The sequence below is a fragment of the Streptomyces africanus genome, assembly GCF_030816955.1.
Classification (GTDB): domain Bacteria; phylum Actinomycetota; class Actinomycetes; order Streptomycetales; family Streptomycetaceae; genus Streptomyces; species Streptomyces africanus.
Genome location: NZ_JAUSYP010000001.1, coordinates 1,020,123 through 1,033,038 on the forward strand (window position 1 = coordinate 1,020,123; position 12,916 = coordinate 1,033,038).

Annotated in this window: 9 protein-coding genes and 2 pseudogenes; 5 read left to right on the plus strand and 6 right to left on the minus strand. The window is 72.3% G+C overall.

All coding sequences use genetic code 11. The features are described from left to right. Positions 1 to 4: 4 nt before the first annotated feature. Positions 5 to 661: a TetR/AcrR family transcriptional regulator gene (locus QF034_RS04860; RefSeq protein WP_307173748.1), complete on the minus strand. Its 657-nt coding sequence runs from the start codon at positions 659 to 661 to the stop codon at positions 5 to 7. Positions 662 to 800: 139 nt separating this feature from the next. Here QF034_RS04860 and QF034_RS04865 point away from each other — a divergent pair, with 139 nt between their 5' ends. Beyond that, positions 801 to 2,012: a cytochrome P450 gene (locus tag QF034_RS04865; protein ID WP_307173749.1), complete on the plus strand. Its 1,212-nt coding sequence runs from the start codon at positions 801 to 803 to the stop codon at positions 2,010 to 2,012. 20 nt (positions 2,013 to 2,032) lie between these two features. Here QF034_RS04865 and QF034_RS04870 read toward each other — a convergent pair whose 3' ends face one another. Further along, positions 2,033 to 3,748 (minus strand): IlvD/Edd family dehydratase, encoded by a 1,716-nt coding sequence (locus QF034_RS04870; protein WP_307173750.1) that lies wholly within the window; start codon positions 3,746 to 3,748, stop codon positions 2,033 to 2,035. A 102-nt stretch (positions 3,749 to 3,850) separates the two neighbouring features. Between QF034_RS04870 and QF034_RS04875 the strand changes: the two genes are divergently transcribed. Beyond that, positions 3,851 to 4,858, plus strand: coding sequence for a zinc-dependent alcohol dehydrogenase (locus QF034_RS04875; protein WP_307173751.1), 1,008 nt, complete (start codon positions 3,851 to 3,853; stop codon positions 4,856 to 4,858). Between the two features lie 15 nt (positions 4,859 to 4,873). Here the strand turns inward: QF034_RS04875 and QF034_RS04880 are convergent, their stop codons facing one another. Then, positions 4,874 to 6,613, minus strand: a complete 1,740-nt coding sequence (locus QF034_RS04880; protein WP_307173752.1) for a SpoIIE family protein phosphatase — start codon at positions 6,611 to 6,613, stop codon at positions 4,874 to 4,876. A 235-nt stretch (positions 6,614 to 6,848) separates the two neighbouring features. Between QF034_RS04880 and QF034_RS04885 the strand changes: the two genes are divergently transcribed. Continuing rightward, positions 6,849 to 7,349, plus strand: a complete 501-nt coding sequence (locus QF034_RS04885; RefSeq protein ID WP_307173753.1) for an ATP-binding protein — start codon at positions 6,849 to 6,851, stop codon at positions 7,347 to 7,349. Positions 7,350 to 7,385: 36 nt separating this feature from the next. Here QF034_RS04885 and QF034_RS04890 read toward each other — a convergent pair whose 3' ends face one another. Next, the gene (locus tag QF034_RS04890; protein WP_307173754.1) at positions 7,386 to 8,897 is read right to left on the minus strand and encodes an MFS transporter; all 1,512 of its coding nucleotides are present in this window, start codon (positions 8,895 to 8,897) and stop codon (positions 7,386 to 7,388) included. 218 nt (positions 8,898 to 9,115) lie between these two features. On the opposite strand from QF034_RS04890, the gene proP reads away from it, so the two are divergent. Then, positions 9,116 to 10,612 (plus strand): glycine betaine/L-proline transporter ProP, encoded by a 1,497-nt coding sequence (proP, locus tag QF034_RS04895; protein ID WP_307173755.1) that lies wholly within the window; start codon positions 9,116 to 9,118, stop codon positions 10,610 to 10,612. 5 nt (positions 10,613 to 10,617) lie between these two features. Next, a pseudogene (locus QF034_RS04900) lies at positions 10,618 to 10,857 on the plus strand (helix-turn-helix domain-containing protein); the annotation flags it as partial. A 175-nt stretch (positions 10,858 to 11,032) separates the two neighbouring features. Here the strand turns inward: QF034_RS04900 and QF034_RS04905 are convergent. Then, a complete protein-coding gene (locus QF034_RS04905) occupies positions 11,033 to 11,698 on the minus strand; it encodes a DUF5701 family protein (RefSeq protein ID WP_307173756.1) in 666 nt (221 codons plus the stop codon). Between the two features lie 137 nt (positions 11,699 to 11,835). Beyond that, positions 11,836 to 12,804, minus strand: a pseudogene (locus QF034_RS04910) (AraC-like ligand-binding domain-containing protein); the annotation flags it as partial. Between the last annotated feature and the right edge of the window lie 112 nt (positions 12,805 to 12,916).

A 12,916-nucleotide genomic window follows, 5' to 3' on the forward strand; every position in this document is an offset into this window, starting at 1 on the left:
CTCCTCAGTCGGCGTCCGTGCCCGAGAGTCTCCCGGTGACGAGGCCGAGGGCGTGGGCGAGTTGTTCGCGGTGATCGTTCAGCACCTCGGGGGTGATGCCCCGGCCGGCCGTCTCCCGGGCGAACTCGTCGGCCGCGACCTTGAGCACGGCGTTCATGGCGGCGGCCTGCACACGCACCTCGAACGCCTCGGGCGGCATGCCCATGCGTGCGGCGAGCACCTCGGTGAACGTCTCCTCCGCGCGCTCCCGGAGCACGAGGTAGGCGGCCCGCAGCGCGGGTTCGTCATGGGTCATCCGGATCACGGCGAGAACCGCCTCGACGTCCTCACCGGACGACGAGCCGAGGACGGGCTGGTAGGCCGCGCGCAGGTGCTCGATCAGGCCGGATCCGGGCGGCCAGGCGTGCAGGACCGTCCGGAACGCGTCGAGCATCTTCGTGAGCAGCGGCTCGACGCAGCTCTCCTTGGTGGGGAAGTAGCGCCACAGCGTGCGCTCGGAGACTCCGGCGGCCCGCGCGATCTGCTCGCCGGAGGTGGCGGCCACGCCCTGCGCGGCGAACAGCCGGACCGCGTGGCGGGAGATGCCGAGGCGTTGCCGCCCGCGCTGCTCCTCGCTCACCGGCGGCCGGCCCCGGCGGGATGTACGACCGCTGTCCACCATGACGTCCTCCATCAGGCGATCTAAACACGCGCGCGACAGGGGAGACGACTGGCCGAAACTTTAATGACAGTTACTGCCAATAAACTGCTACGGTCGGGACGGCTCGAAGATCGCATGCGGAGATCACAGGAGGAGCGCCATGAGCGTTACCGCCGAGCGTCAGCAACTGCCCTTCCCGAGGCCGAACGTTCTCGACCTCGCGCCTCTCTACGACGTACTGCGCCGCGAGGCGCCGGTCACGCCGGTCACCACACCGGCCGGTGACCCCGCCTGGCTGGTCACCCGCTTCGAGGAGGTGCGCGACCTGCTCGGCGACAAGCGACTCGGCCGCTCCCACCCCGAGCCCGAGCGGGCGTCCCGACTGACGTCCGCCGCCGTCCTGGACGGCCCCACGGGCAACTACGACACCGAGGAGGCCGACCACACGCGGATGCGCCGGCTGCTGACCCCGGCGTTCTCGGCCAAGCGGATGCGGATGCTCACCGACCACGTCCAGCACCTGGTCGACACGTGCGTCGACCGGCTGATCACCGAGCACGCCGCCGCCCCCGGCCGGGTCGTCGACCTGCATGCCGGGCTGGCCTTCCCGCTGCCGGTCGCGGTCATCTGCCGGCTGCTCGGGGTGCCGGAGAGCGACCGTGAGCTCTTCGCATCGCTGTCGGAGCGCATGGCCGACTACGCCATCGGCGACGAAGCCCACCGGGCGCGGGACGAGTTCAACGCGTACATGGCAAAACTCGCCGAGACCAAGCGCGCGCAGCCGGGCGAGGACGTGATCTCCGACCTCGTCCGCGCGCAGAGCACCGACGCGGACTACGACTACGCCGACATGATCCAGCTCTGCGTCGGGCTGCTGTTCGCCGGCCACGAGACCACCGTCAACCGCATCGGCCTGGGCATCCTCTTCCTGCTCACGCGTCTCGACCAGTGGCGGGCGCTGACCGCCGACCCCGACGGCAGGGTCAACGCCACCGTCGAGGAGATCATGCGCCTGGGCGCGCCCGGTGACCTCGGACTGCTGCGGTACGCGCACACCGACGTCGACGTCGCCGGTGTCACCATCCGGCGCGGCGACGCCGTGGTCCTGTCGGTCAACGCCGCCAACCGCGACGCCTCCGTCTACACGGACGCCGAGACCTTCGCCCCCGACCGCCCCGAGCGCACCCACCTCGGTTTCGGCCACGGCGTGCACTTCTGCATCGGCGCGAGCCTGGCCCGGGTGGAGTTGCGCATCGTGTTCGCCACGCTGGCCCGCCGGCTGCCCGGGCTGCGGCTCGCCAAGGAGCTGGACGAACTGGAGGTGCGCACCACCCTCACCGGTGGCGTCACGGAGCTGCCCGTGACGTGGTGAATGCCCCGGGTGACCTGGTGTCAGTGCGACTCACGGGTCACCTCGGAGCCGCTGGAGCCGACGAGGAAGTCGAGGTCGGCTCCGGTGTCGGCCTGCAGGACGTGGTCGATGTAGAGGCGTTCCCAGCCGCGCCGCGGAGCGGCGAAGCCGGTGACGGTGGCCTGGTCGGGGGTCCTGCGGGCGAGTTCGGCCTCCGGCACGTCGACGTCGATACGGCGGGCCTCGACGTCGAGGGTGATGAAGTCCCCGGTCCGTACGAGGGCGAGGGGGCCGCCGGCCGCTGCCTCGGGGGCCACGTGCAGGACGACCGTGCCGTACGCGGTGCCGCTCATCCGGCCGTCGCAGACCCGGACCATGTCCCGCACGCCCTGTTCCAGCAGCTTCTTGGGCAACGGCATGTTGGCGACCTCGGGCATGCCCGGATAGCCCTTGGGGCCGCAGCCGCGCAGCACCAGGACGGAGTCGGCGTCGACGTCGAGACCGGGGTCGTCGATCCGGGCGCGGAAGTCCTCGATGCTGTCGAAGACGACGGCCCGGCCCCGGTGCCGGAGCAGGTGCGGTGAGGCGGCGGCCGGTTTGACGAGCGCGCCGTCGGGGGCGAGGTTGCCGCGCAGGACCGCGATGCCGCCCTCGGCGACCAGCGGCCGGCCGCGGGTGCGGATGACCTCGCCGTCCCAGATCGCGGCGTCGTCGAGGCAGGCGACGAGCGGCCTGCCGGTGACGGTCAGCGCGTCGGGGTCGAGCAAGTCGCGCACCTCGCGCAGGACGGCGAGCAGACCCCCGGCACGGTGGAAGTCCTCCATGAGGAAGCGGCCGGCCGGCTGGAGGTCCACCAGGACCGGCACCCGGGAGCCGATGCGGTCGAAGTCGTCGAGCGACAGGTCGATGCCCAGCCGGCCCGCGACGGCCAGGAGATGGACGACGGCGTTGGTCGAGCCGCCGATGGCGGCCAGCGCGACGATCGCGTTGTGGAAGGACGCCTCGGTCAGGAACGTCGCGGGCCGCCGTCCGGCGCCCACCATGTCCACCGCCAGCCGGCCGGTGTGGTGCGCGGCCTCCAGCAGCCGGCTGTCGGGGGCGGGGGTTCCGGCCGTGCCGGGCAGGACCGTGCCCAGCGCCTCCGCCACCAGCGCCATCGTCGAGGCCGTGCCCATGGTGTTGCAGTGGCCGCGGCTGCGGATCATCGCCGACTCGGAGCGGGTGAACTCCTCCTGGGAGAGCGTGCCCGCGCGGACCTCCTCCGACAGACGCCACACCCCGGTGCCGCAGCCCAGCAGACCGCCGCGGAAGGTGCCGTTGAGCATGGGACCGCCGGGGACCACCACCGCGGGCAGGTCCACCGAGGCGGCGGCCATGAGCAGCGAGGGGATCGTCTTGTCGCAGCCGCCGAGCAGGACGACGCCGTCGACGGGGTTGGCCCGCAGCATCTCCTCCGTGGCCATCGCGGCCATGTTCCGCCACAGCATGGCGGTGGGCCGCACCTGGGTCTCGCCCAGTGACACCACGGGCAGGTCCAGCGGGATGCCGCCCGCCTCGTACACGCCGTTGCGCACCGAGGCCGCGACCTCGTCGAGATGCGCGTTGCACGGAGTCAGGTCCGAGGCGGTGTTGGCGATGGCGATCTGCGGCCGGCCGGTGAACGCGTCGCCGGGCACGCCGCGCCGCATCCATGCCCGGTGGATGTAGGCGTTGCGGTCCTGTCCCTCGTACCACTGCGCGCTGCGGAGTCTCTCCATGGAGCCCTTCCAATGGACGGTACAGCGGTCTGGATTCCGGAACGTCATGAAGCATAGGCAGACGGTCGACCGAGCGACACGCCCACCGTGCGCCGCCCTGTGATGCGCGCGTTCGTCCTGACCGGGCCCGGCGCGTACGAGGTCCAGGAGCTCCCGGCGCCGGTGGCCGGTCCCGGTGAGGTCGTCGTCGACGTCGAGCGGGTCGGGGTGTGCGGCACGGACGCGGAGTTCTTCACCGGCGCGATGGCCTACCTCCACCAAGGCCACTCCGCCTACCCGATGCGGCCGGGCCATGAGTGGGCCGGGCGGGTGGCGGCGGTCGGTGACGGTGTCGATGCCGACTGGCTCGGCCGCCGTGTCATGGGCGACACCATGCTCGGCTGCGGCTCCTGCCGCCGCTGCCGACGCGGCCGTCGGCATGTGTGCGAGCGGCGGCGGGAGGTCGGCATACGCGGGGGCCTGCCCGGCGCGCTGGCGGAGCAACTCGCCGTACCCGCCTCTTCGTTGCACGCCCTGCCCGACTCCGTCGACGCCGTGCTCGGCGCGCTCGTCGAGCCCGGCGGCAATGCCTTGCGCGCCGCTCGGGCCGCCGCGCCGGGGCCCGGGGACCGCGCCCTGGTCCTGGGCCCGGGGACGATCGGGCTGCTGGTGGCGATGTTCCTGCGCGCGTCCGGTGCCGAGGTGCACCTCCTGGGCACGACCGAGAGCTCCCTCGGCTTCGCCCGCTCCCTGGGCTTCGCGCACGTGTGGACGCGGGACTCCGTGCCGGACGTGCCGTTCGACGCGGTGGTCGACGCCTCGAACGCCGCCTCGCTGCCGGATCTGGCCCTGGAACTCGTCGAGCCCGGGGGCCGTCTCGTGTACATCGGGCTGGCCGGCGAGCCCAGCAAGGTCGACACCCGCACGCTCGTCCTCAAGGACGTGACCGCGACCGGTGTCCTGTCCGCCTCCCCCGGCCTCGACGCCACCATCCGGGCGTACGCCGACGGATCGGTCGATCCCAGGCCGCTGGTCGCCGCCACCGTGGGACTCGACGACGTGGGCCCCGTCCTCGCCGGCGAGCGCCCGGCCGGCTCCGGGCCCGGCCCCAAGATCCATGTCGAACCCTGAGGGTCGGGCGTCGAGTCACCGTCCGGCGCCTGGTGCCCTGGGGACAGGTGTGCGCAGGGCCAGGAGGGCGACGTCGTCCTCGTTGTCGGCGGGGCGGACGCGGCGCAGCAGGTGGTCGGTGAAGGAGGAGAGGGGCCGGTGGGCGAGGGCGGCGGCGTGCCGGCACAGCCGGTCCAGGCCCTCGTCGAGGCTGTGGCCGGGCGCTTCGATCAGACCGTCGGTGTACAGCACGAGGGTGGATCCGGGCGCGAGCAGGGTCGTGGCGTCGGGGCGCGGGGTGCCGCCGCCGGTGCCCAGGACGATGCCGTGGCCGTCGGTGAGGTAGCGCGCCAGGCCGTCGCGGCTGATCAGCAGGGGCGGCGGGTGGCCCGCGTTGGTCCAGGACAGCTGCCACTGGCCGTCGTCGGCCGCTTCGATGCGGGCGAAGATCATCGTGGCCATGTCGACGTCCGTGATGTGCTGGAGCGCTTCGTCGAGCCGGGTGACGATCCGGCTGGGCGGTTCGTGCTGGGACCAGGCGTAGGCGCGGAGCATGTTGCGCACCTGGGCCATGCCGGCCGCCGCATCCAGGTCGTGCCCGACGACGTCCCCGACCGCCAGGGCCGTGGATCCGTCGGACAGGGGGAAGGCGTCGTACCAGTCGCCGCCGACCTGTGAGGCGTCGGGGGCGGGCAGGTAGCGGACGGTCATCTGCAGCCCCGGGACGCCCGGCATCTGGGGCAGCAGATGGTTCTGCATGGTCTCGGCGACCTTGCGCTGGCGCTGGTACAGGCGGGCGTTGTCCAGGGCGAGGCCGGCCCGGCGTGCGATGTCCTCGACCAGCGGGAGATCGGCGGGGGTGAAGGCGACCGGGTCCTCGGCACGGCCGAGCGTCAGGGCCCCCAGCACCGCGCGGGTGCTGCGGATGGGCACGATGGCCGCCGAGTGCATCCCCGTGGCGTCGAACAGCCGGCGCTGCTCGACCGCGATGCCGGAGTCCGGTTCGCGTTGGTAGGTGCCGGGCCCGGCCACCGTGGAGGCCACGCCGCGCAGGGCTCTGGACAGCGGCATCTGGGACACCTCCGGGACGGGCGGCATCGGGCCCTGAAGGTCGTCGCGGCGTACCAGAGCGCCGCCTTCGGCGTGGACGACGGCGGTCCGCCAGACTTCGTCGTGCTCGGTGATGAGATCGACGATCACCCAGTCCGCCAGCCGGGGCACGACCAGGCTCACCAGGCGTTCCAGCGCCTCGTCGTCGTCGAGCGTGGAGGTCAGCCGCGTGGTGGCGTCGGCCAGCAGGGCAAGTCGTTCCAGCTCCCGCAGCGGCCCGGCCGTCGGCTCCGGCCGCTTGCCGGTTTCCGGGGTGTGCTCGACGGTGTGGAAGAGCACGAGCGTGCCGACTCCGGCATCCCCGATGTCGTACGGGGTGAGCAGCCAGGCGATGGGCAGCAGGGAGCCGTCTGCGCGTGCGAAGTAGTCCTCCTCGCCCTGGGCGGTCCGCCCGGCGTGGAAGGCCTGCCGCATTGCGCACCGCGACGTGGGCAGCGGTTGCCCGTGGGCGTCCCGGTGCAGCAGGTCGTGCGCGTCGTGCCCGAGCAGGTCCTCGGCGGTACGGGCGAGCAGGTCCCGGGCGCGGGTGTTGACCGCGAGGATGCGGCCCTCCTCGTCCACGACGTAGGCGCCGGTTCCGAGGGCCTCCAGGCCTCGGGTCAGCGAGGTGTCGAGCACGGCCACAGACTGCTGCGCGGCAGTCTCCGTACGGTCCGGCCCTGCCATGTCGTCGCCTCCTTGCTGATCGGCCGCCCCTGCCGGCTGTCGGCCCGTCCCCCGCGGGATGCCGTCCGGCGTTCCCCGTGTGCCCCGTGGCGGCGAAACCAGCCCCGTGTGGCTCTGCCGATCCGGGCAGCCGCACAACGCCCGGCGGTTGCCCGGGTATGTGTGGTCCACACCCGGGTAAACGCAGGGCGACAGACCAGCCCGACAGGGGCGAACACAACGAAAGAGCCTCCGTATGGTCCACCCGCTTGGGAAGCAGGCGGCAGATCGGCCGGGCGCGGACGAGCACGCCACGCTGCGCTTCGGCGCGGCCTGGGCGGACGGCGCGGCAAGCGCCGTCGACGCACGTCTGGCGCTGCGCGCCTTCCTCGCCCACGGCCCGCACACCGTTCTCGCCCCGATTCCGGCCTCTCTGGCCATGGATGCCGAACTCGTCGTCAGCGAACTGATCACCAACGCGATCCGGCATGCTCCCGGGCCCTGCGAGCTGATCCTGCGGCTGTTCCGGGGAAGGCTGGCCATCACCGTGCGGGACACCTCGGCGGAGCAGCCCTCGGTGCAGAAGGACGACCGGTTCCGCGTCGGAGGCCATGGACTACGGCTCGTGCACACGGTCAGCGACCGGGTCGCCGTGGCACCCCGCCTCAGGGGAAAGCAGATCACCGCCTACCTGCGGCTGGCCCCGAACGACCAGGTGAGTGCTGGCGCCGGGAAGGCGGTGCTGGCCGCCGGCTGAGCCCGGTCCCCGTACTCGGCCGGCGCGCCGCGGGAATCAGTTCTGCCGGGCGTGTATCGGGCTGTTGGCCACATCCTCCGGGCACGTCCCGTGCTGCTGCCGCGTCCGCCGGTCGCGCCTGAAGTCGGATGTCGCCAGGGCCAGGGACGCCAGCATGCCGAGGAGGGCGGCACCCAGCGCGGTGGCGAGGGCGCCGCGGTAGTCGTCGCCGCTGCCGAGCACCACGTAGAAGAGACCCGGCAGGGCGGCGGTGCCCACCGCTGCGCCGAGCCGCTGCCCGGTCTGGAGGGCGCCGCCCGCCGCGCCCGCCATCCGCACGGGCACCTCGCGCAGCGTCATGGTGATGTTCGGTGAGATCACGCAGCCGCTGCCGACACCGCCGAGGAACAGCACCGGGGCGGCGACCCAGGGCGCGATGTCCAGGGGCGCGAAGCGGAGCAGCAGCGCGGTGCCGCCGAGGCCGGCGATCACGGCCGTGAGGCCGCCCACGGTGAGCATGCGGCCGAGCCGGTCCACCAGCCGGCCGGCGACCGCGGCCCCGCAGGCCGAGCCGAGGGCGAAGGGCGTCACGGCGAGGCCGGACCGGAGCGGGGAGAAGCCCAGGCCGTCCTGGTAGAAGAGCGCGAAGACCAGCCAGACGCCGCTGAAGCCGATGAAGTAGAGCGTGCCGACGCCGGCGCCGACCGCGTAGCCGCGCACGGTGGTGAACAGGCGTGGATCGAGCAGCGGCTGGACGTCCCGTGCGACGAGGCGACGCTGCCACCGGGTGAAGCCGAAGAGGATCGCGGCACCGGCGGGGAACATCCACCACAGCCGACCGAGTCCGCCGGAGCCCGCCTGGACCAGCGGATACATCATCGCGAGGACGCCGAGGCCGAGGAGCAGGACGCCGGGCAGGTCCACGTGCTGCCGGCCGGAGCGCCGGGTGCGGGGCAGCAGACGGCGGCCGAGGAGGACGGCGAGGATCCCGATGGGCACGTTGACGTAGAAGATCCACCGCCAGCCCTGGTCGCCGGAGGCCAGGGCGAGGATCAGGCCGCCGGCGAGCGGGCCGACTGCGGACGAGATGCCGACGGTGGCGCCGAAGAAGCCGAAGGCACGGCCGCGTTCGCCGCCGCGGAACATCTGCTGGATGAGCGCGGAGTTCTGGGGCGCCATGAACCCGGCCGCCAGGCCCTGGGCGAGGCGGGCCACCACCAGCAGCGTGATGCCGGGGGCCGCCCCGCAGGCCACGCTGAAGAGCACGAAGCCGCTGAGGGCCAGCAGGAAGATGCGGCGCCGGCCCAGCGCGTCTCCGAGGCGGCCGGCGGTGACGAGCGCGAGAGCGAAGGCGAGGGCGTATCCGGACACCACCCACTGCACCTGCGCGGGAGAGGCGTCCAGGCCGCGCTGCACGGAGGGCAGGGCGACCACCACGATCGAGACGTCCAGCAGGCTCATGAAGCCGGCCACCAGGGTGACCCACAGGGCCCGCCACCGGCGCGGATCCGGCTCGTATCCGGCCTCCTGCGCGCCCTGGTTCCGGTCGCCCGCCGCTGACGCTGTCACCTGGGGCTCCTCTCACCGGGTGGGCACCGCGGCGAACCAAGTTCCCCCTCCGGGGCGCCGGACACACCGCAGCCGGCAGTCAGCGCGGGCCTCACCCAAAGCATCCGGACATCACTGCCGGTAGTCATCCGGGCGCCGTGCGAAGGGGTTCGTTTGAGCGCGCGAGATCTGTGCAGGCGTTGTGCTTGGGATAGACGACCGGCGAAAGGAACCACGTGATGGCGGCGCCCGACAACGACGAGTCGGTGGACCACGCAGCCGTGAGACGACACCGGGTGCTGTTCCGGGCGATCGAGAAACGACGCCATCCGAAGCTGCGCCGCAGCGACATCACCGTGACCGACGAGGCGGCGGTCAAGCGCGCCACGAAGGCGGCCGCCCTCGGCAACGCGATGGAGTGGTACGACTTCGGCATCTACAGCTATCTGGCCTCGACCATCGGGAAGGTGTTCTTCCCCTCGGGGAACGACACCGCCCAGTTGCTCAGCTCCTTCGCGACGTTCGCGGTGGCCTTCCTCGTGCGCCCGCTCGGCGGCATGGTGTTCGGGCCGCTCGGCGACAAGGTCGGCCGCAAGCGCATCCTCTCCCTCACCATGATCATGATGGCGGTGGGGACCTTCGCCATCGGCCTGGTCCCGTCGCACGCCGTCATCGGTCTGTGGGCCCCGGCTCTGCTGATCTTCTTCCGGCTGGTGCAGGGATTCTCGACCGGCGGGGAGTACGGGGGCGCCTCGACGTTCATCGCGGAGTACGCGCCCGACAAGCGGCGCGGCTTCTTCGGCAGCTTCCTGGAGCTGGGCACGCTCGCCGGGTATGTCGGGGCCTCCGGCCTCGTCGTCGTCCTCCAGATGCTCCTCAGCGCCGACCAGATGCTGGCGTGGGGCTGGCGCATCCCCTTCCTGGTCGCCGCCCCGCTCGGCTTCATCGGCCTCTACCTGCGGCTGAAGCTGGACGAGACGCCCGCCTTCCAGAAGCTGGAGGGCGGCCAGGTCAAGGCGAGCGAGGCCGCCGATTCCGTGGAGACCTCGGCCGCCGCAGACCTCGGCAAGATCTTCACCCGGTACTGGCGGCCGCTGCTGCTGTGCCTCGCGCTGGTCGCGGCGTACAACATCACCGACTACATGCTGCTGTCGTACATGCCGACGTACCTGTCCGACGAGCTGGGCTACGAGACCAACCACGGGCTGCTCATCCTGCTGATCGTGATGGTGCTCCAGATGTGCGTCATCAACCAGGTCGGACGGCTGTCGGACCGCTTCGGGCGCAGGCCGCTGCTGATGGCGGGGATGCTCGGCTTCCTCTGCCTGTCCGTGCCGTCCTTCCTGCTCATCCGGCAGGGCAGTGTCGTCCTGATCGCCCTGGGGCTGCTGCTGCTGGGGCTCTCCCTGGTGATGATGCTCGGCACGATGTCGGCGGCGCTCCCGGCGATCTTCCCGACCCACGTCCGGTACGGCTCCCTCTCGGTCGCCTACAACCTGGCCACCTCGATCTTCGGCGGTACGACTCCCCTGGTGATCACCGCCCTGATCAGTGCCTTCGACTCGACCCTCATGCCGGCCTACTACTCCACGGGGGCCGCGGTCATCGGCGTCATCGCCGTGCTGTGCATGAAGGAGACCGCCAACAAGCCCCTGGCCGGTTCGCCGCCGTCGGTGGAGACGGAGGCCGAGGCCGCGAAGATCGTCGAGGAGCGGGCCCCTCGCCCCAGGTTCTGACCGGCGTGGTCTTCCTGGGCTCGAGCTGGCGTGCGCACGTATCATCGCGCGGTGGGCACAGCAGGGAGCTCAGCGCGCCGTTCGGGCGGCTGTTGCGGGAGTTACGGCACAACCGTCGGCTGACGATCGAGGAACCGGCCGAGGCGTCGGGAGTCTCGGGGCGTGCCATCGGTGACATGGAGCGGGGCCGGAGCCGGCGTCCGCACCGTGGCACCGTCACCGCCCTCGCCCAGGGCCCGGACCTCGACGAGGCGACGCACGCCGGGCTGCTCGCCGCCGCCCGCGCGGCCCGCCCCGGCGCCCGGCCCGCCGGTAGGACCGCCTGCCCGCGGACCTGCGAGGCCCCGCGCGGGCCTCACCGCCCTGACCGCGGGCCTGCCGCCGCCACCGACCCGGTTCGGGCAGTGACGGGGCCTGCGGTCAATCCCGCGAGGGTCCGCGGCCCGTCGTGGAGGCGAAGCCCAGCCAGGTGTGACGGTTGTTCCACCAGCACCAGCCGACCTTCGGGGCGTTGCGGCGCTCGCGGCCGTCGCGGCCGGTGCCGTTGCTGATCCAGATCGCCGGAGTGCGGGCGTCCAGGCTGCCGTCGGGCTTGCGCAACCGGGAGCCGATGGTCATGAAGCAGCGGTTGCGCTCCAGGGCGTCCGGCTGCTGGAGCACCCAGTGGATGCCCTCGGTGAGCAGCAGCGGGGTGCGGTCCTCCTTGGTGAGGGCGGGCAGTGCCTCGTCCGGGCTCCAGTTGGCCATGTGGTCACCGCGGTCGAGGCCGGTGACGACGTAGAGCGGGGCGTCGGGCAGTTCGACGGCGCAGGGCGTGAACGCGTCGACGTCGGGCATGTCGACGACGACGAAGCCCGGTTTGCCGTCGCGGCGCAGCAGCGGCGCCAGGGCGGAGGCGGGGGCTCTGTCCGGGTGCACGGCCAGCAGGGCGCCCTCGCCGTCGGTTCCGGCGGCGAACGTACGGATCTCGTCGGCGGACAGCCCGGCGGTCTCGTGCACCCCCAGCTCGATCAGCCGCTCGGCCTGCGCGCTCAGGGGCGGGAGTGCGGGGAGGACGGTGGACGGGTCGGGCGTGGTGTCGGGCACGATGCTCCCAGGGTCGGTGACGTGGGCGAACTCCTGTGCAACGCGCCGGTTCGCGGAGGCGTTCCCTCCCTTTCCCCTCCGTTCCGCCCGACTTCGCGTCGCTTCCGCCCGTCTTCGCTTCCGGTCCGCCCGTCTTCGCTTCGGGTCCGTCCGTCGCCGGACAAGCCGTGCGTCTGCCACTCGCGGGGCGTCACACCGTAGGCGGCGCGGAAGACGCGGCTGAAGTGGCTGGGGCTGACGAAACCCCACCGCCGGGCGACGGCCGCGACCCCGTACCCGAGGGCCGGGGAGCGCAGAAGATCCCTGCGGCACCGCTCCAGCCGCTGTGTGCGGATCCACTCCCCGACCGTCACGCCCTCCAGCTGGAACAGTTTGTGCAGGTAGCGGACGGACATGAAGTGCGCGGCGGCGATGTCGGGCGGTGACAGGCCGGGGTCGGCGAGGTGGCGCAGGATGTGGTCCTTGACGCGTACGAGGGTGGCCGCGGCGGCCTCCGGAGCCTGGGAGGCGAAGCGCCCGCACCGCTCGTTGATCAGCAGCGCCAGCAGGTCGAGCGCGGTGGCCGCGAACTGGCTGCCGACGAAGGCGTCGAGACCCGGCGCTTCGCGGGCCAGGCGCGCGAAGTACGCCGCCACGAGTGCGGCGCTGCCCTCTTGTCCGGAGAACGCCGTGGCGGTCACCTCCCGCAGATCCTCGTCGCTCACGCGGAGGTCCGTGCGGGGGAACTGGAAGGACGTGAAGGAGAAGTCGCCCTGCACGGTCTTCCGGAACGGCCGGGAGGAGTCGGAGAGGGAGAAGTCGCCCGGCCCGATCCACGCCTGTCTGCCGTCCTGCTCCTTGATGGCGGTGCCCCGCTGCTGAAGGGTGAGGATGAGGTGCTCCTTGCCGTCCCGGATCAGCCGGCGGCTGCGCGTCACCGTCTGCGGGCCCGCCTGGACCTGCGAAATCCGTAAGGAACCCAGCTGGTTGCTGACGATTCTCCCGGGCGACGGATCCTCTTCGAGGAGCTGTACGTCGAGCGGTATGAAGGTGCGTGACACCGCGTGGTGCCAGAGCTCACTGCGGTCGGCCGCCGAGAGCGACGCGGTGGACAGGACGACGGACACCTGGTTCCCCCCTGGGCATCATCGAAGGCCGGCAGCTCCGATGCGCTGCCGGCCTTGACGATGTCACCATCCCGGGCCGGGGCGGTCCAGGAGGAATCGGAGGAAGAACCAG